At 67.2% G+C, this 18,920-nt stretch carries 18 protein-coding genes; 13 read left to right on the forward strand and 5 right to left on the reverse strand.

From position 1 onward, the window contains the following. Positions 1–31: 31 nt before the first annotated feature. Genes RUU78_RS06440 through RUU78_RS06450 form a run of 3 tightly spaced genes read right to left on the reverse strand, consistent with a single transcriptional unit; the run spans position 32 to position 3,326 of the window. On the reverse strand, positions 32–907 hold the full coding sequence (locus RUU78_RS06440) for a carbon-nitrogen hydrolase family protein (RefSeq protein WP_313914855.1): 876 nt from the start codon (positions 905–907) through the stop codon (positions 32–34). Next, positions 907–1,509, reverse strand: coding sequence for a GNAT family N-acetyltransferase (locus RUU78_RS06445; RefSeq protein ID WP_313914856.1), 603 nt, complete (start codon positions 1,507–1,509; stop codon positions 907–909). The genes RUU78_RS06440 and RUU78_RS06445 overlap by 1 nt, the downstream gene beginning before the upstream one ends. Further along, positions 1,506–3,326: a DUF885 domain-containing protein gene (locus RUU78_RS06450; protein ID WP_313914858.1), complete on the reverse strand. Its 1,821-nt coding sequence runs from the start codon at positions 3,324–3,326 to the stop codon at positions 1,506–1,508. The genes RUU78_RS06445 and RUU78_RS06450 overlap by 4 nt, the downstream gene beginning before the upstream one ends. A gap of 156 nt (positions 3,327–3,482) precedes the next feature. Between RUU78_RS06450 and rlmJ the strand changes: the two genes are divergently transcribed. The 3 genes from rlmJ to RUU78_RS06465 all read left to right on the forward strand — a co-directional run bounded on the left by rlmJ (position 3,483) and on the right by RUU78_RS06465 (position 7,239). Continuing rightward, entirely contained in the window at positions 3,483–4,334 is an 852-nt protein-coding gene (rlmJ, locus tag RUU78_RS06455; protein ID WP_313914860.1) for a 23S rRNA (adenine(2030)-N(6))-methyltransferase RlmJ, read from the forward strand. 140 nt (positions 4,335–4,474) lie between these two features. After that, a complete protein-coding gene (gene tdh, locus RUU78_RS06460) occupies positions 4,475–5,497 on the forward strand; it encodes an L-threonine 3-dehydrogenase (RefSeq protein ID WP_313914964.1) in 1,023 nt (340 codons plus the stop codon). A 233-nt stretch (positions 5,498–5,730) separates the two neighbouring features. Then, positions 5,731–7,239 (forward strand): hypothetical protein, encoded by a 1,509-nt coding sequence (locus tag RUU78_RS06465; protein ID WP_313914862.1) that lies wholly within the window; start codon positions 5,731–5,733, stop codon positions 7,237–7,239. Between the two features lie 149 nt (positions 7,240–7,388). Here RUU78_RS06465 and RUU78_RS06470 read toward each other — a convergent pair whose 3' ends face one another. Continuing rightward, complete coding sequence (locus RUU78_RS06470; RefSeq protein ID WP_313914864.1) at positions 7,389–8,231, reverse strand: hypothetical protein; 843 nt, start codon at positions 8,229–8,231, stop codon at positions 7,389–7,391. A gap of 165 nt (positions 8,232–8,396) precedes the next feature. Between RUU78_RS06470 and RUU78_RS06475 the strand changes: the two genes are divergently transcribed. The 9 genes from RUU78_RS06475 to RUU78_RS06515 all read left to right on the forward strand — a co-directional run bounded on the left by RUU78_RS06475 (position 8,397) and on the right by RUU78_RS06515 (position 16,164). Next, positions 8,397–9,821, forward strand: coding sequence for an alpha/beta fold hydrolase (locus tag RUU78_RS06475; RefSeq protein ID WP_313914866.1), 1,425 nt, complete (start codon positions 8,397–8,399; stop codon positions 9,819–9,821). Between the two features lie 163 nt (positions 9,822–9,984). Then, the gene (locus RUU78_RS06480; RefSeq protein WP_313914868.1) at positions 9,985–10,719 is read left to right on the forward strand and encodes an ATP-binding cassette domain-containing protein; all 735 of its coding nucleotides are present in this window, start codon (positions 9,985–9,987) and stop codon (positions 10,717–10,719) included. Next, complete coding sequence (locus RUU78_RS06485; RefSeq protein WP_313914870.1) at positions 10,716–11,897, forward strand: ABC transporter permease subunit; 1,182 nt, start codon at positions 10,716–10,718, stop codon at positions 11,895–11,897. Before RUU78_RS06480 ends, RUU78_RS06485 begins: the two co-directional genes overlap by 4 nt. Before the next feature lie 31 nt (positions 11,898–11,928). Further along, a complete protein-coding gene (locus tag RUU78_RS06490) occupies positions 11,929–12,438 on the forward strand; it encodes a sigma-70 family RNA polymerase sigma factor (RefSeq protein WP_313914872.1) in 510 nt (169 codons plus the stop codon). Then, entirely contained in the window at positions 12,425–13,000 is a 576-nt protein-coding gene (locus tag RUU78_RS06495) for a hypothetical protein (protein WP_313914874.1), read from the forward strand. The genes RUU78_RS06490 and RUU78_RS06495 overlap by 14 nt, the downstream gene beginning before the upstream one ends. 195 nt (positions 13,001–13,195) lie before the next feature. Then, positions 13,196–13,762, forward strand: coding sequence for an ECF-type sigma factor (locus RUU78_RS06500; protein ID WP_313914876.1), 567 nt, complete (start codon positions 13,196–13,198; stop codon positions 13,760–13,762). Between the two features lie 366 nt (positions 13,763–14,128). Beyond that, positions 14,129–14,845, forward strand: coding sequence for a hypothetical protein (locus RUU78_RS06505; protein ID WP_313914878.1), 717 nt, complete (start codon positions 14,129–14,131; stop codon positions 14,843–14,845). Between the two features lie 175 nt (positions 14,846–15,020). Further along, positions 15,021–15,515: a hypothetical protein gene (locus RUU78_RS06510; protein ID WP_313914879.1), complete on the forward strand. Its 495-nt coding sequence runs from the start codon at positions 15,021–15,023 to the stop codon at positions 15,513–15,515. A 154-nt stretch (positions 15,516–15,669) separates the two neighbouring features. Continuing rightward, positions 15,670–16,164 carry a hypothetical protein gene (locus tag RUU78_RS06515; RefSeq protein WP_313914881.1) on the forward strand — a complete coding sequence of 165 codons (495 nt, stop codon included), beginning with the start codon at positions 15,670–15,672 and terminating at the stop codon, positions 16,162–16,164. A gap of 269 nt (positions 16,165–16,433) precedes the next feature. On the opposite strand, the gene RUU78_RS06520 is transcribed toward RUU78_RS06515, so the two are convergent. Continuing rightward, positions 16,434–17,600: an agmatine deiminase family protein gene (locus RUU78_RS06520; protein WP_313914883.1), complete on the reverse strand. Its 1,167-nt coding sequence runs from the start codon at positions 17,598–17,600 to the stop codon at positions 16,434–16,436. A gap of 117 nt (positions 17,601–17,717) precedes the next feature. Between RUU78_RS06520 and kbl the strand changes: the two genes are divergently transcribed. Continuing rightward, positions 17,718–18,911 carry a glycine C-acetyltransferase gene (gene kbl / locus RUU78_RS06525; protein ID WP_313914885.1) on the forward strand — a complete coding sequence of 398 codons (1,194 nt, stop codon included), beginning with the start codon at positions 17,718–17,720 and terminating at the stop codon, positions 18,909–18,911. The last annotated feature ends 9 nt before the right edge of the window (positions 18,912–18,920 follow it).

Below are 18,920 nucleotides of genomic sequence, written 5' to 3' on the forward strand. Positions count from 1 at the left end.
GGGCGGCTTCCGCGGTAGCAACCGATCGGCTTCAGTATGCCCGCACGTTGAGCAGGTGCGGACGCAGTTGCGCGTCCCAGTCGGCGGCGTTGGCAACCTGTCCCTCCTGGCGGACCGCATCGAGCGCGGCCGCGTGGATATCGGCGATGCACCAGGTTTCGCCGGCCAGGGTCTGCGCGACGATGCCGTCGTCGGGCAGGCCACGATCGCTCGGCGCAAACACCGCGGCGACACCGGTATTCGTGTCCAGCGCCGGACTCCAGGCTGCCTCGCCCGCGGTGACCGACTGCACGACGTGGATCTGGTTTTCGAGGGCGCGCGCGCGGCAGCCGACGCGTACGCGTGTCGCGCCGGCCGGCGTATCGGTGCAGCTCGGCACGAGCAGCAGGCGCGCACCGGCTTCGTACTGGCGCCGCGCGAACAGCGGGAACTCGCTGTCGTAGCAGACGTTGACGCCGATGCGGCCGAGTGCAGTGTCGAATACCTGCAGCTGGTCGCCAGGCTCGATGACCGGGAAGCCGCGTTCGAAACCGGTCAGGACCAGCTTGTCCTGGAACCAGCGCCGGCCATCGGGTGCATACAGTTCGGCGCGATTGCGGTAGCGCCCGTTGGGTTGGCGCAGCAGGAAGGTGCCGGCGAGCACGTGCAGACCGGTCTCGCGTGCCAGGTTCGCAAACGACGCCTGCCAGTCCGCGTACAGCCCCTGCAGCGCATCGAGCGAGGCGAGGAAATCCGTATGGATCGCAGGTGCGAACAGGCCCGCAAGTTCGAGCGCGAGGTATTCCGGCAGCAGCACGAGTTCGGCGCCCTGCGCAGCGGCAGCGGCCAGCTCGTCGCGCACGCGATCACGCCACGCGGCAAAGCTGGATGGACGCTCTATGCGCCATTGCGCCGTGGCGATACGCATCAGACCCGTTCCGGCTCGCGCAGCCAGAATCGCAGCGCATGCGCCTGAGGCCGCGGCGCGTCGATTTCCTGCCATTCCAGCCTGCAGACCATGTCGTCCTGGCGCACATAGCCGCGCTTGCGCCAGAACGCATCGTTGTCGCGATGGCCGGCTGGCCGGCGCGGATCGTGCGCATCGCGCTCGACCGCGCAGAATGCGGTCGTGTCGAAGCCGAGTTCGCGCGCCCGCGCCTCGCGCGCATCGAAGAAAGTGTGACCCAGCCCCTGGCCGCGCCAGGCCGGCAGCAACACCGATTCGCCGAAGTAGAACACGCGGCCGAGTGCAAGGCCGCGGCCGAGAAAGGGCTGCTGGAAGGCCGCCACTTCGTCGGCGAGCGGGACGGCGGTGGAGGCACCGACGATGTTCCCGCCATCGAACGCCAGCACGAACAGGCTGCGCGGCGAGCGCGCATACGTCGCGAGATAGTCCGCTTCGTAGGTCGCGCTGCCTTCGTACAGATAGGGCCAGTCGCGAAACACCGCGATGCGCAGCGCGGCGACGGCGTCGAGGTGCGGCGTCACCGCCGCACCGTGCAGCCGTTCGATGCGCAGCGCGTCGCTCACGCGCCCTTGGTCTTGGCGATCCACTCGTCGACGGTGCGCTCCAGCAGCACCATCGGCAATGCACCGGTCTTGAGCACCACGTTGTGGAACTGGCGGATATCGAACTTGTCGCCGAGCTCCTTCTTCGCCTTTTCGCGCAGCTCCAGGATCTTGATCATGCCGACCTTGTAGCCCAGCGCCTGGCCCGGCGCGACGAAGTAGCGCTCGATCTCGGCGACGACGTCGGTTTCGACCATGCCCGTGTTGTCGAGCATGTACTGCACGGCCTGCTCGCGCGTCCACTTCTTCGAGTGGATGCCGGTGTCCACGACCAGGCGCACCGCGCGCATCATCTCGTCGCGCAGGCGGCCGAGGTTGTCCAGCGGCGCGTTCTGGAAGCCGAGTTCCCAGGCCAGGCGTTCCGTATACAGCGCCCAGCCTTCCGAGAACGCGGTGAACGGCAGTATGCGGCGGAAGAACGGCACGCCCTTGAGTTCCTGCTGGATCGCGATCTGGAAGTGATGGCCCGGAATCGCTTCGTGGTAGGCCAGCGTCCGCATCGTGAACTTCGGCAGCTCCGCCACGTTGCGCAGGTTGGCGTAGAACACGCCCGGCCGCGAACCGTCGAACGCGCCTGGCTGGTAATACGCGCCCGGCGCGGTGGCCTGGGCGAATTCCGGCACGGCCTCGACTTTCACGCCGAGCTTGGGACGGATGTCGAAGGCCGGACCGAGCTTGCCGTCGATGTCGTCGATGATGGCCTGGAAATGCGCCAGCAGCTCCTTCTTGCCTTCCGGCGTGTCCGCGAACAACTGGTCCGGACGTGCCGTCACCTGACGCACGCGGTCACCGATGGTGCCGTCGACCAGGCCCTGGTCGCGCAGGATCGCGTCCATGTCGGTGCTGATGCGCGCGACTTCCGCCAGGCCTATCGTATGGATCTGGTCGGCGGTCATTTCGGTCGTGGTGTGGTTGCGCACGCACCAGGCGTAGTAGGCATCGCCGTTGGGCAGATGCCAGGCGCCGTAGTTGCCGTCGGCCTTGCCGCGCAGGCCTTCCTCGTAGGCGATCAGCTTCTGGTAGGACGGATATACGCTGTCCTTGACTGCCGCCTCGACGCGGGCGAGCAGGTCGTCGCGCGTGGCCTGGTCCATGTCGCCCGCGGGGATCTTGTCGAGCTTTTCCTTGAACGTCGTGTACAACGTGTTTTCGCGCGGCGGCATGGCCATGAAGCCCTGCATCTGCGTGATGACCTTGTCCACTGTGAACCGCGGCGGCCAGATGCCCTTGCTTTCGTACAGGCGCAGGTATTCCAGGGTCTGGTCGAACTTGAGCGGGAACTTGCCGAGGCGCTTGATGTAGTCCTCGGCCTCACCCTTGCTCGCAACCGGGTGCTGCTGGGCCATGAAGTCCGGCAGCGCACTCTGGATGCCGAACATCTGGTTGACCGGATAGCCGTAGCCGCGGAACTTGTCGCCCTCGACCTGGATGCGCAGGAAGTACTCGAGCACGTCGTAGGAAAGCTTGCCGTCGACATCGAGCGCGCTGCGGTCGTAGCTCAGCAGCATGTCGTGGCTTTCCTTGAGAATCTGGACCTGGCGCTCCTCCTCGGCCGGCGACGCATCGGCGAAATCGTCGCTGTAGAAATCCATCCACTGCGGCAGGATGCGCATGCTGGACAGCATTTCCGGATTGCTGACCGCGAACTTGGCGAAGACGCGGGTATAGAACCAGTCCAGTTTGGCCGGCTTGAAATACCAGACATGGACGAACAGCAGGCCAATGCCCACGACCAGGATCAACAACAGGCTAATCAGCCATTTCAACAGGCGCTTCATGGAATTCCCCGACAACGGTAACGAACGACAGGCACGAACTGTCGCATGTTGCCGTACGCGCGTAGGTGCCGGAAGTCATGTCGGGCGGCACCAACGGCGTCCGCTGCAACACCGGCGGCCCTTATACTGCCGCGGCAGCGGCGCCAAGGAGAGCCCATGAACTACCGGCATGCGTATCACGCAGGCAATTTCGCCGACGTGCTCAAACACAGCGTGCTGGTCGGCCTCATCGAAGCGCTCAAGCAGAAGCAGACGCCATTCTGCTACGTCGATACGCACGCGGGCCGCGGCCGCTACGACCTGCACGGCGAGGAAGCCCGCAAGACCCGGGAATTCGCCGACGGTGTGCTGCGGCTGCTCGACGCGCCGCGACTGCCGGCCGCGCTGCATGTCTACCTGAATCTCGTACGCGCACTCAACGGCAGCCGCCCCAGCCACGATATCGCGGTCTACCCGGGTTCGCCGCTACTGGCCAGCCTGCTGCTGCGCGACGAGGACCGGGCCCAGCTCTGCGAGCTGCAGCCCGACGAAGCCGCTGCACTGCGCGCATTATTCCGTTCCGACGCGCGCGTCGCGGTGCACGAGCGCGACGGCTACGAAGCGCTCAAGGCCCTGCTTCCGCCGAAGGAAAAGCGCGGCCTGGTCCTGATCGATCCGCCGTTCGAAGCGCAGGACGGCGAGTTCCGCATCATCGAGACCACGCTGAGACAGGCGCAGGCGCGCTGGCCCAACGGCATCTACGCGGTCTGGTATCCGATCAAGCTGCGCCAGCAGCTGGCCAGCTTCCACCGCTGGCTCAAGGGCAGCGGCTTTCCGAAAGTCGTGATCGCCGAGCTGCTGGTCCATCCGGACAACTCGGCGCTGCGCCTCAACGGCAGCGGCATGGCCATCATCAATCCGCCGTGGAAATTCGACCGCCAGCTCGAGGAGCTGCTGCCGGTACTGGCGCAGCACCTCTCGCAGGGACGCTTCGGCCAGCATCGCGTGGAGTGGCTGGTGCAGGAATAGCCGCGTCAGGCGTCCGGACCTGTCCTCCCCCGGTGCGCCTGAACCCGGGCGCGCGCACGTGCGGCCGAGGCCGGCGCAGCCGACTCGCGCCACGCCTATAATCGCGGCCCCCAGCCGAGGTTTGCCCCATGTCCAAGATGATGAAAGCCCTGGTCAAGCGCGAAGCGGCCAAGGGCATCTGGATGGAAGAAGTGCCGATGCCCGAGATCGGCCCGAACGACGTCCTGGTCAAACTCGAGAAGACCGCGATCTGCGGCACCGACCTGCATATCTACAAGTGGGACGAGTGGTCGCAGCGCACGATCAAGCCGGGCCTGGTCATCGGCCACGAATTCGTCGGGCGCATCGTCGACATGGGCGCCGGCGTACGCGGCTACAACGTCGGGCAGCGCGTCTCGGCCGAAGGCCATATCGTCTGCGGCCACTGCCGCAACTGCCGCGCCGGACGCCAGCACCTCTGCCCCAATACCATCGGTATCGGCGTGACGCGCAACGGCGCATTTGCCGAGTACATTTCCATGCCAGCGGCAAACCTCTGGCCGATTCCCGACCAGATTCCGTCCGAACTGGCCGCGTTCTTCGATCCCTACGGCAATGCCGCGCACTGCGCGCTGGAATTCGACGTGATCGGCGAGGACGTGCTGATCACCGGTGCCGGCCCCATCGGCATCATCGCCGCCGGCATCTGCAAGCATGTCGGCGCGCGCAATGTCGTCGTCACCGACGTCAACGACTACCGCCTAAAGCTCGCCGCGGAAATGGGCGCGACGCGCGTCGTCAACGTCTCCAAGCAGTCGCTCAACGACGTGGTCAAGGAACTCCACATCGAGGGCTTCGACGTCGGCCTGGAAATGAGCGGCAACCAGCGCGCATTCAACGACATGCTCGACTGCATGTACCACGGCGGCAAGATCGCCCTGCTCGGCATCCTGCCCAAGGGCGCGGGCATCGACTGGGACAAGGTCATCTTCAAGGGCCTCACGCTGCAGGGCATCTACGGCCGGCGCATGTACGAGACCTGGTACAAGATGACCCAGATGGTGCTGACCGGCTTTCCGCTGGCCAAGGTGCTGACCCACCAGATTCACATCGACGACTTCCAGCGCGGCTTCGACCTCATGGAAGTAGGCAACTGCGGCAAGGTCGTGTGCAGCTGGAACTAAGGAAGACCTGAACAAGTATCTACAGCGCGGCTCCTACGCCCAGCTGCTTATCCCCACAACCCCGCCAAACGCTTGCTGCGCAAGCATTTGGCCGCCCCCTTTACTCAAGGGGGCTCCAAAATCCAAAGCCAGATTCCGCCTTTTTCCAGAGGTTCTCTAATGCCTGCGAAAAAGCCGGCGAACCGTTGCGCGGGCGCCGGCGACCCTTCCCTGCCGCCTGCCTGCGCCGCCGCATGAAACCGCAATGCCTTCTACAGCGTATCGCCGCGACCATGTTTGCGCTGGCCGCGGTGTCGTTGCACGCGGAAGAGTCGTTCGAGACCGAACCCACCCTCGACGCTGCCGCGATCGTGCAGCCGTCGCTGCTGTCGGCACCCAACGCGACCGTCGCGCCGCAGGCGACCGTGCACGGCTACATGGCACGCTTCGCGCTGGATACGCCGTTCGGGCCGCTTGCGGCGGAGAGCGTGGAACTGCTCGCGATCCGTCAGGCGGAAATCCCCGCGATCGAAACCCTGGAGCGCGCCAGCCGCGGCGCGGCGTTCGCCCATGCGTTCGGCGAGAAATTCAGGAAGACCGGCAAATCGATCTGGCAGGTCGTGTCGCATCCGATCGGCACCGTGACCGGACTGCCCGCCGGGGTCGCGCGGTATTTCCGTAAGCAGGTCGAGCGCTGGAGCGGCCGCGCGCAATCCGTCGGCGATCGGGCTGCGCGCGAGTTCGGTGCCGACGGCGATCCGTTCCGCACGCCGCAGGCGCCGATGAGTGCCACGCGCGCGCCGCTGCCCGGCATCACGGCGCCCAAGCCCGACAAACCGTGGTACGGCAGCGTCGGCAAGGAGATCGGCCGCGAGGCGAAGCGCCAGCTCGACTACGGCAAGATGCGCCGCGAGATGGCGCGGCACCTCGGCGTCGATCCGAGTTCGAGCAACCCGCTGCTGCGCGAGCGTCTCGACACGCTGGCCTGGGCCGCGGTCGTCGGCAACTTCAGCGGCGGTGCCGCGCTCGACGCGGTCGGCGGCACCGCGGCCGAAGTGATGTCCGTCGGCGGCCAGCTCAACGCGCTGGTCTGGGAGCTCGACGAGGACAACCTGCGCGAGCGCAACCGGCAGCGCCTGGCGCGCTGGTGCAGCGACGAATTCGCGCTGCGCCAGTTCCTGCGTCGCGGTGGTTTCAACGACAGCCTGCGCACGGCGCTGGCCGACGAACTCGACGCGCTCAAGCCGGCGCGCGGCTGCAATGATCTGATCGAGATCGGCGCCGGCACGCGCTCGGAACTCGAAGCGCGCTATCTCGTCAATGCGCTGCGCCTGATGCGCCGCGGCGCGGCGCAAGGCAGCGAGATACGCCGCGGCGCGGCCGACGGCGGCGGGCAGCGCCACGAGTCGGCTCATCGCGGCGAACTGTTCGTGGTCGGCGCGGCGCTGGCCTGGCGCGGCGACGACGGCCACCTGCTGCTGCCGCTACCGTTGGACTGGCTGAGCTGGACCGCCGACATGGGTGAGTTCTTCGCCGCGCCGCAGTTCCGCGTGGAAGACAAGACCGTGCTGGTCGGCGGCGAGGCCTCGACCGCCGCGCAGCGCGCCCTCGCCGCGCGCGGCTGGCATCTGCATCTGCGCTCGCCCTATGCCGGCGCCCCGGACTATGCCGACGACCTGTCGCAGGGCCTGCCGCAGGCGGCTCCGTCACCGGCGCAGCCGCTGTGCATCGGCGACGTCGCCGAGACCGCCGCCTGCCTGTAGGAAACGCAGCTGCCCTGCGCAGCACTGCGCATATCACGACGCGGCCGGCACCAAATGCATCAAAAGCAACAAATTCACCGGCGCGCGCGAAAGCCGACGTGCCGTGAGCCGCTCACATCGGCGCCGTGGTGTCGGGCCCAGCCGCCGGATCAGCGTGCAACCGCCTCCGGCGTTCGCGCGGCGGCCTCCGCCGCGGCTCGCGCCGTGTCGCAAATGGGCGAGTCCGGCAGGATCTGCCAGCTGCGCCGGATGGTCCGATCGCCGTACTTGCCCTCGCCGTGCCACAGCGTCTGCAGCGGAATCAGCAGGCCCTGCCAGCGCAGCGGCTCGATGTGGTTCGCGGCGTTGCCCGGCGTGACGGAAAGATCGCGACCCAGTCGCGGCAACCCCAGCGACTCACCGAAAGGCTCGTTGCCCAGGCGCCAGAGCGCATACGCGTACTCGTTCTCTTCGCCGGGTTCATAGCGCAGGCGAATGCACCAGTGGATGTACTCCTGCCAGGCGGCGCCCGAACTGCCGCCGAACAGGTTCCAGCCGGGACCGTACTCGCGCACGGCGTGGAGCCTGCGCGCCAGCACATCGCCCTGGCGCACGAAGCGGCGCATCTGCGCATGCGTCGCCTCGCCGTCGCTCATGCCCAGGGCACCGGAATCCGCGAGGATGCCGGCCTGCAGTTGGCGATAGAACTCGTCGCCCGGCTGCAGCGGCGGCCGGTGCGGCGCGCGTGGAACATTCGGCGCGACGATTACCAGTCCCTCGCGCAGCTGCTTGCGCGCATTCTCAAACGTCGCTGGCGCGACCGGCGGCGGCGGCGGCGACGCGACGCCTTCGCGCGCGAACCATCGCGATGCACCGCTGTCCGCGACATACGTATAGACGGCGAGCACACCGACGACCGCGACGGGTATGCCGATGACGAGCGCCAACAGCGCGAGCACACGCTTCGCACTGACTGCGCGGGAAAGCCGGCTATCGGGACTGGAGTCGGGCATGGCGGTGAACTTCCCCTGTCGTTCGTTACGCAAGCGCGTCTGCGCGGCGCGCCGCACGCTAGCGCATTTCCGGTACGCCGCGCGCATCGGCCGACAAAAATTTCGCGTGTAAGGTTTTTCGCCGCGGCCGGACTACAGACATAACGACCATGCCGAGGCGACCTGATGCGCATATGGATTTTTCGGATTGGCCTGGCCGCCTTGCTCGGGATGCCTCTCGGCCTGGCGGCCGCACCAGCGTGGCAAACCTGTCACCTGCCCGGCGAGCGCGACGCCCTGCACTGCGCCGCGATTGCCGTGCCGCGTGACTACGCCGACGCCAGCCGCGGCAGCTTCGACATCCATGTCGCCGTTGCCCGCTCGATCCGCACGCGCGCCGAGGCGGATCCGCTGTTCGTGCTCGCCGGCGGTCCCGGCCAGGCCGGCAGCGATATCGTGTTTCTGCTCGACACCGCACTGGCCAAGGTGCGCGCGAGTCGCGACATCGTGTTCATCGACCAGCGCGGCACCGGACGCTCGGGCCGGCTCGGCTGCGCCGACGACGCCGATGCACTCACCCTCCGCGACAGCGAGCTGCAGGCGTCCACGCTGGCCTGCCTGAAAGGCTTCGGCCCGGATCTGCTGCTGCATACCACCGCAGCCGCGGTCGAGGACCTGGAGCGCGTGCGCCTATCGCTCGGCTACGCACGGATCAACCTCTGGGGCGCCTCGTACGGTTCGCGCCTGGCCCAGGCCTATGCGCAGCGTTATCCGACGACCGTGCGCAGCCTGATACTGGACGGTGTCGTGGATGCCGATCTGATCATCGGTGCCGAGAGCTACCAGTTCCAGGCCGCGCTCGACGCTGTGTTGCAGCGCTGTACGGACGATGCCGATTGTGGGCGCGCGTTTCCGGCATTGCGCACGCAACTGCGTGACGTGCTGCAGCGACTCGATGCCGACGCCGCAGCGACCACGCTCGCGCACCCACGCAGCGGCCAGCCCGCCCACGTGCGGATTTCGCGCCAGCGCCTGCTGCAGACGATCCGCCATCTGCTGTATTCGACGCGCGGTGCCGCACAGCTGCCGTACCTGATCGCCCGCGCCGACGCCGGAGACTGGCGCCCGCTGCTGGCGATCCAGGCGAGCAGCATCGACCTGGCCGCAGCGCAGCCGGCGGCTGGCGTATTGCTGGCGATTGCCTGCCGCGAGGACTGGCCGCGCCTGACCGCAGCTCAGCGCGCCCGCGAAGCCCAGGCCGGCGTGTTCGGCGCGGCCGGGCTGGCGTCGCTCGACGAGCTTTGCGGCGCACTGGCGCTGCCGCCATTGCCACCGTCATCGGTACAGACACTCACGCCGCCCGCACTGCTGCTGTCCGGCGCACTGGACCCGGTCACGCCGCCGGTACGAGCGGACCGCGCGCTGCGCACTTTGCCGCAGGGCCAGCACGTCGTCGCGGCGCACGCCGGACATGTGATATCCGGCCTGGGCTGCGCGCCCGCGCTGCTGCGGCGCTTCCTCGATGCACCGCTGCGGACTATCGATGCCACCTGCCTCGGCGAGATCGTCTTGCCGGCATTCCAGACCAGCGCGGCGGGAGCGTCGCCATGAGGCGCCGTCGCACCGCCGCCCGGCCGATCTGCGCAACGCCGGCCGGAAGGTCTGCAGGGTCATGCCACACGCCTTGCCGCAGCCCGCGACGGGTAGCGCTCGGCGGCTTCGCCTCACGAATGCGTGCCTGTCGCCCGGCAGCGCGGCGCACCAGGAATCGCCCATGCTGACCTTTGACAACGTATACAAATCGTTCGGCGCGGTAAAGGCACTGGACGGCCTGGAGTTCGTCGCGCATGACGGCCGCATCACGGGATTGCTCGGGCCCAACGGCGCCGGCAAGACAACCGCGCTGCGGATCCTGTTCGGCCTGCTCAACGCCGACCGCGGACGGGCCCTGATCGACGCGACCGATCCCGCCCGCGAACCGCTCGCGGCGCGGCGACGCCTGGGAATCGTCACCGACCGGGTCGGGCTATACCCGCGTCTGACCACCCGCGAACACCTGGCCTATTTCGGCCGCCTGCATGGCATGGACACGACCGCCATCGCGGATGCGACGCAGGAAATCGCCGCGCTGATCGGGCTGGACGACATCATCGACCGGCGGACCGCCGGCTTTTCTCAGGGCCAGCGCATGAAGGTCGCGCTGGCGCGCGCGCTGCTGCACCGGCCAGGCAACCTGCTGCTGGACGAACCCGGCCGCGGCCTGGACGTGACCAGCACTCGCGCGTTGCGCACGGCACTGCTGCGCCTGCGCGACGAGGGCTGCTGCATCGTGCTAGCCAGTCACGTCATGCAGGAAGTCGACCTGATCTGCGACGACGTGGTCGTCGTCGCGCGGGGCCGCAGCGTGGCCTGCGGCAGCAGCGCCGAACTCTGCGCCCGCACCGGCACCCATCAACTGGAAGACGCTTTCGTGGCGCTGACCGGCATCGAAGAAGGAATCGCCGCATGAATCGCCATTGGTGGATCGTCCTGCACAAGGAGCTGCGCGACGCGCTGCGCGACCGGCGCTCGCTGCGAACGCTGGCGCTCATGACCCTGCTCTATCCGCTGCTGATGTGGGCCGCGCTGAACAACACCATCGAGCGCAAGGCGCGCAGCGAGAACGAGCAAATCCGCATCGCCGTCAGCGGCGCGGCGCAGGCGCCGCAGCTTCTCGCGCGTCTGGAACAGGCCGGCGTCACGGTGGACACCGTCGACGCCAGCGACGAGGCGGCACTGCAGCAGGCCGTCTCCGCCGGCCGTCACGCGGCGATCGTCCGCCTGCCCGCGGATTTCGCCGCGCGCTATGCGGCACAGGAGCCGGCTCGCCTGGAACTCTGGCACGACAGCGTCAGCGCCAGGCCGGCGCAACTGGAAACCGTCAACGCTGTGCTGCACGCCTATGGCCGCGAGACGAGCGCGGCGCGCCTGACCAGCCATGGGCTGTCGCTGGTGCACTTGAGCCCCGTCCTCGTCGAGCGTTTCGATATCGCCACGCCGGCGACCCGCGCCGGCCGCCATATCGCCGTGCTGTTCGGCATCTTCTTGCTCGCCGTCTTCTACTTCGGCATGGACATCGCGATCGACAGCAGCGCTGGCGAGCGCGAACGCCGTTCGCTGGAAATCCTGCTCGCCCAGCCGATACGCGGCGTGGATCTGATCGTCGGCAAATGGCTTGCCGCCGCCGTATTCTGTGCCGCGGGCCTCGCGCTGGAATTCATCGCCGGGCATTTCATGCTGCAGACGCTGCCGCTGGAGAACATCGGACTGGCTTGGCAGGTGGATGCGCTGGATCTCACGCTGCTGTATTTCATCGCCCTGCCGCTATGCCTGCTGGCGCCGGCGCTGCAAATCGCCATCGCGCTGAATTCGCGCTCGTTCAAGGAAGCACAGTCGTCGATGATGCTGGTGCTGGTCGTCGCATTGGTCCCCGCGTTCGTGCCGGCCCTGGAGCTGGAGCCGCAGGCCTGGTGGTACCGCGTTCCGCTACTCGCGGAGCAGACCCTGCTGCTCGACATGGCCCGCGACGGTGCAGTCGGTACGGCCAACGCGGCGACTGCCATGGGTGTCGCGCTCGCGCTCGCAGCGGCGTGCATCGCGTTTGCCGCGCACCGCCTGACGAGCGAACGCTACGTGATCAATGTATGAAACCTGGCCACACTCCGCGGGCGCGGCTGCCATGACGCTGCCGCGACTGAGCCTCGATGCCATCGTCGCCGAGCACGGCGCCGCCATCGCGCGCATCACCGCCGCGTTCGAGGCCAACGCCGCGCGCCGCGATGAGCTGGGTCAGGAAATCCTGCTCGCGATCTGGCAGAGCCTGCCGCGCTTCCGCGGCGATGCCACCCTGAAGACCTTCGTCCTGCGCATTGCCCACAGCCGCGCCGTCGATCACGCGCTTCAGGCTCGTCGCGACCTCGCCCGCGACGAGGTGCCGCCGGACCTGCCCGATCCCCAGCGTGGCCCCGAGCACCGTGCGAGCCTGCAGCAGCGCGGCGAGCGCCTTGCCCACGTCGTGCGCCGTCTGCCGCTGGCCCAGCGCCAACTCGTCACGCTCGCACTGGAAGGCCTCTCGCATGAGGAAATCGGCGGCATGCTGGGCATCTCGGCCGGCAACGTCGCCGTCCGCCTGACTCGCGCAAGAAAATACCTTTCGCAGCAAATGGGAGACACCCATGAATCCCGATGACGACTGGAGCGCGCTCGCGTCGGCCTGGCGCGCGCAGCCCATCGACCTGGAGTCGCTGCAGCGAGCGTCGCTGCGCCGGGCCCGCCGCATGCGGCTGATGATGGCGCTGGACGTCGCGCTGGCGCTGCTCGCCGTCGCGCTTGCGGCGCGCCTGTACCTGAGCGGCGCGGACTTCTGGCCACGCGTCGGCATCGGTATCGGCATCGCTGCACTGGCCGCATCGGTGCTGATCAACTACCGCCTGCGCCGCGGCCTGTGGCATGCGGCCAATGACTCCGTCGCCGCGCTGCTGAAGCTGCAGCGCGAGCGCCGGCGCAACGCGATCCGCATGGTGCTGTGGGGGCCACTGTTCCTGCCGCTGGGCCTGATCAGCGGCCTGCTGATCAGTCGCGGCCCGGCGCCGGTGGTCACGTCGCTGGGTTGGCCGCTGTGGCTACGCCTCGCGCTGGCGGCGGCACTCGTCGTCGCGCTATGCGTCGGATCGGTGCTGTACGTTCGTCGCCAGCGGCGCCTGATTGCCGCAATCGACGAGCATCTGGCGCTGATGGACAGGTCGGACTGACGGCCCACGACGGCGCTTCCGGCGAACAGGCCGTGCCTCCCGCGACCAGCCGTCGCACGCGGGCCGCCGGCACGCCGCGCGGAAGACTGTGACGCGATCGACGCTGCGACTGTGGCCGCGGCTATGCATTGCGGGCGCGCAAGACCGGATAATTCGCGTTGCCGGCGGCGTCGCCGGCGTTCCCGGTCCGGCCGCATGCTCGCTTCGTCCCCGCACCAGATCACCCAGCTTCTGCGCGCCTGGCAGTCCGGTGACGGGGGCGCGCGCGAATCGCTTCTCAACCTCGTCTATCACCAGGTGCGCGCGATTGCGGCCAACTCGCTGCGCGGCGCGCCCGGCGCGACCCTCACCCCGACCGAGATCGCGCACGAAGCGCTGCTGCGCATCCTCGGAGCGGATGCGGACTGGCAGGACCGACGCCATTTTTTCCATGTGATCGCGCAGGCGACGCGCCAGATCCTCGTCGATGCCGCGCGCCGCCGCTACACCGACAAGCGCGGCGGCGGTATCGAACGCGTCGACATCGACGATGCCGCCGACCAGATCGCGAACACCGAAGCCGACGCGCAACTGTTGCGCGTGGACGCCGCATTGGCCGAACTGGGCCGCACGGACGCCCGGCGCGCGCGCACGGTAGAACTTGTATATTTTGGCGGATTTTCGCGTGCCGAGATCGCGGCCACGCTGGCGGTGTCCGAAGGTACCGTGGACCGCGACCTGCGTCTGGCACGCGCCTGGCTCAAGCTCGCGATCGAAGCCTGACAGGATGCTCGGCCCGCCCGGGTCCTCGCGCCTATCCTCGGCTACGCCACGCGCGCGGGCCACCGCACATTCCACGAGTCCCTCGGCCAACGTGCCAACCGATGCTTGCCCACCTTTCTCACACCCCTTCTACTGCAGCCGCCGATACGCTCGCCCTGACGCGCGCTGCTCTCCCTCGTGCCTGCTCGACGTAGTGTCGACTACGCCTTCGCCGTCATTGAAGTCCGCGGCGCGCATCAGGACGGCGCCTCGACGGCCTCGCTACGAACGGGTGTGAGAAAGGCGGGTTGACCCGTGCGTTCGCTCATTCGGGTTTCCGGCACGTTTCCACGTAGCAGGTGGTAGTGCCCACCGCTGGAGATACCGATGCCGTACCGTACCCTTGCCGTCGCGCTGGCCGCGACGCTGCTGCTATGCACCGGGCCGGCGACGGCCGCGGCGCCCGCACCGAACACGGTGCTGTCCTGGTTCGACGGGGTTCCGAACTTCAACATCGGATCGAACGTCGAGTGCATCACGCAGAACATAGAGCCGACGGTTGCCGGCTATACCGGCTTCACATACCTGCCGCCCAACCGGACTCACGCCGTCGGCGAGGTGTTCTACACCCACCTCGTGCTCAGCCACCCGGGCAATCCCTGCGTCGGCAGCGCCGTCGGCATCGAGATCGCATTGCCGGCCGGCGTGCAGTTCGCGACGTCGACGGCCAACCCCGCATTCTGCTTCGCGCGCAGCTCGCAGGGACCGACGCTGTACAACCTCGGTACCGATCCCGCCTACGGCTGCCCGCAGAGCTTTCCGGTCAGCGCGAACGGCCGGCGCGTGGCACCGCCGAACAGCGGCAGCGGGGCCTGGCGCATGGCATTCGGCTTCTGGATCGAGATCCTGATTCCGTTGACTGCGACCTCGCCGCAAAGCGGTGCGAACCCTATCGTCTGGACCGTCAACCCGGCAATCGGCCAGTTCGGCCAGGTCAGCGTCGGGCCGCAGATCAACAACGACGTGATATTCCGCAGTGCCCACGAAGACCAGAATCTGACGCTGGCGCTGTGCACGGTGACGCCGATCGCCGCGGGTTGTTGAGGCCGCCTGCGCACCGATCGCTGGGCGAACGCCGCTATTTGGAACGACTCGCGATTCGCTGCGGCGCAGTGTCGAACGTTTGAATCAAAGTACGAAAACATTCGTTGACAAGCTCCGGCGATGAACCGTAGGCTGTCCCCCGCCGAGAACATTTCGGTGTTCAGGGGGACCCGCCATGTTTCATCTCCGCTTCGTGCTGCCGCTCATGCTTGCCCTGCTTGTGCCGGCACTGTCGTTCGCCAAGGATCAGAAACGTTCGATCGTCGATCCGGCCGACAAACAGCAGTTCGCCGACCAGGCCGCCGCGATACGCGATGCGATGAAACCCGGCGGCCGCTTCCAGTACCTGACCGTGGAGGAACGAAAAGCGGTCAACGAACATTTCGATGCGATCGCCGCGATGCTCGAACGGCGCGAGACGGAACGCTTCGGCAGCGACGAACAACTCGACCTGCTTCAGGCGCAGGAAAACGCCAACGCGATTTTGACCCGACGCGACGGCGACCGCCTGATCTGCGAAAGGCGCGCGCCGACGGGCTCGAACTTCAAGATCAAGAAATGCGTGACCTATACCGAGCACATGAAGTCGCGCGACGAGACTCAGCAAACCTTCTCTGACCAGATACGCCGGACGCCGGCCGATTTCTGCAACATTCCCGGGAAGTGCTGAAAACCCAATGCCGCGGCGATCGCCGCGGGACTGCATGACGTGGCCGCAAGGCCAACGCCTTTGGATACCCAAGTCCTGAAACCCCGTCCGGGATCCTGTTCCGGCCCGGCGGCCCGTGCGTGCCCAACGCCGTTCCTCCACGGAGACCATCGCCATGAAACTGCCACGAACCCTGTTGCTGCTGAGCCTGTCCCTGTTGCTGCCGTCGCTGGCAGCCGGCGCCAAAGACAACTCGGAACGCTTCGTCGATGTCGAAAAGCAGCAGAAATTCGACGACCAGGCCGCCGCCATACGACAGCAGATGAAGCCCGGCGGACGCTTCGAATTCACCACGCCGGAGGAACGCCGGCAGGTCGACGAACAACTCGCGACCATCACGGCGCTGCTGCAGAAACGCAGCGGCAGCAGCCTCGACGACGACGACCAGCTCGATATCTACGCGGCCCAGGAAACCGCCAACGCGATCCTGACCCAGCGTGACGGCCGACGCCTGATCTGCGAGTTCTCCGCGCCGACCGGCTCCAACCGCAAGGTCAAGCAGTGCGTCACCTACGCCGACCGCGTGAAGGCGCACAAGGAATCGCGTAATTACCTGCGCGAAACGATGGGCAAGAGTCCCAGCGCCGGCGAAAAGATCGACGGTCTGTAGCCGAATGCCGAGAAGCCGTCACCGGATCCGCCGACGACTCCGCGGGAATCGATTGCGCGGTGGATCGATTCCCGCAGGACACGCGCAGGCACTACCTGCACCGCTCGATCGGAAAGAGGCCTGACGCCTCTGCCGGCAACCCGCCAGGGGCCAAACGCACCGCGCACCGCGGGGTCCTTGCGCGCGGCCACGGAAGGCCGCGCATCTGGCGTGCCGTGAGGGTTCGATCGAGTCCGTAGCGCTGCTTCCAACACTACGCAGCAACGAGCCTACTGCTCCAGATCGTCGCGGAACAGCAGATCGGGAACATGCATGACAATGCAGTGGATCGCGCCGGCCGACCCGATGATCCCGCTGCAATCGACACCGACGACACTGCGTTCGGGCAGCGCCGACTGGAACGTCGCCAGCGCCGCCGCGTTCTGCGTGGGATAGCCATTGAACTGGCAGACCAGGGCGACCTTGTTCAGCAGCACGGCATTCGCATAGGTGTAATGCGCGCCGCCACTGCGCCAGGCCGGCGTACGGTAGACCGTGTAGCCGCGGCCCGCCATCTGCGCGGCCGTATCCTCGGTCACCGTGTAGGGCACGCCGTCGGTGCTGGCGTGCTGGCTGATCAGCACCTTGCCGTCGGCCAGCGGCAGCATCCACATGTCGATGTGCTGGGTCGAATCGTAGCTGGCCGGAAACGGGTCGGTCAGGGTCAGATCGAGTCCCTGGTAGTCGCGGTAGTAGTCCTTGATCTGCTGTTCGCTCAGACCCGGGTTTTCGTTGGCGATGAGCCGGGTCATGAATGCGTCGCGATTGCGGAACAAGTGGAAATTGCCGCCACCATGGGTCAGCGGGATGTCATATTTCGGCTCGCCGGAATAGGTCGCCCAGACCGATGGAAACGCATCGTCGACCGGGCGCGGCCGGTTATAGACGTGATCCACCGCGCCGCGCCGGCCGTTGCTCTCGATGAAACGCGGGCCGTAGTCACGCATCCAGACGCTGCAACCGCTGCTGCAGGCCTGGCTGACGAACCGCACCTGGTCCATGTCGGCGCCGGCGCCGGCCAACGTCGCGGCGGCGCTGTTCTGCTGGCTGGTGCCCGTAGTGACGATGTAGACCACCGCGTCGCTGTCGCCGGTCGTGATCGCCACGGTCATCTGCGTCAGCAGCGCATTCTGCGAGCCCCAGCGCACGAGAATGCCGCTGTTGTCCTCGTACTCGGCCTGGGCGCGTACGCGGCCGGGCGGCGGCGCATACGGCAGGCGGGACGTATCCGGCAGGCGCCAGTGATTGCGCTCCTCGGTACTGAGGCCACGCGGCAACGGATACGGGTCGTCATCCTGGATCAACGCAAGCACCTCGGGCGCCACGGTGCGCGGCTGCGCCGCGGCCGTGGTTGTGATCGCGGCCAGCAGTCCGGCCAATCCCAGCAGTAGACGCATCGTTTCCCCCCGACATCGCGCAAAGCGCGCAGCTTAGCAGAGGCCGGCGCCCGGGCCGGTTTGGGACCGGAGCCTCGATGCCGCACAATCAGCGTCTTTCCCTATCGCGAGACCGCCATGGACTACGCCGCCCGCGCCCGACTGAACACCGAACTCGATGCCATCCGCGAACAGGGCCTGTACAAGACCGAGCGCATCATCACCACGCCGCAGTCCTCGGCGATCGCGACCAGCGACGGCCGCGAAGTACTGAACTTCTGTGCCAACAACTATCTGGGCCTGGCCGACAACGCCGAGATCATCGCCGCCGCGAAGGCCGCGCTCGACAGCCATGGTTTCGGCCTCGCCTCGGTGCGCTTCATCTGTGGCACGCAGGACCTGCACAAGCAGCTCGAGGCCACGATCTCGCGCTTCTTCGGCACCGACGACACCATCCTCTACACGAGCTGCTTCGATGCCAACGGCGGCCTGTTCGAAACCATCCTCTCCGACGAGGACGCGGTCATCTCCGACGCGCTGAACCACGCATCGATCATCGACGGCATCCGTCTGTGCAAGGCCGAACGTCGGCGCTACGCGAACGGCGACATGGCCGAGCTGGAAAAACATCTGATCGAGACCCAGGGCAAGCGTACCCGCCTGATCGCGACCGATGGCGTGTTCTCGATGGACGGCTATATCGCCAAACTGGACGAGATCGTCACGCTGAAGGAAAAGCACGGCGCCATGCTCATGGTCGACGACTCGCACGCGACAGGTTTCGTCGGCGCCACCGGGCGCGGCTCGGCCGAGCTGCACGGCGTGATGGACAAAGTGGACGTGTATACCTCGACCCTGGGCAAGGCCCTCGGCGGCGGCTCCGGCGGATTCACGACGGGAAGGCGCGAGATCATCGACCTGCTGCGCCAGCGCTCGCGTCCCTATCTGTTCTCCAACACCTTGCCACCGCCGCTGGTCGCCGCGTCGCTGAAAGTTTTCGAGATCCTCGATCGTTCGACCGAATTGCGCGACCGCGTCGAAGCAAATGCCAACCGCTTCCGTGCCGGCATGAGCGCCGCCGGATTCGATCTGAGGCCCGGCAACCACGCCATCGTGCCGGTCATGCTCTACGACGCGAAGCTGGCTCAGGCCTTCGCCAGCGAGCTGCTGGCCGAAGGCATCTATGTCATCGGGTTCTTCTACCCGGTCGTGCCGCAGGGCCAGGCGCGCATCCGCACGCAGATGAGTGCGGCGCACACGCCGGAGCAGATCGACCAGGCCGTCGCCGCATTTACGCGGGTCGGGCGCAAGCTCGGCGTGCTCAAGAACTAGGCCGAATGC

This window comes from Tahibacter sp., from assembly GCF_032229445.1.
Taxonomy (GTDB): Bacteria; Pseudomonadota; Gammaproteobacteria; order Xanthomonadales; family Rhodanobacteraceae; genus Tahibacter.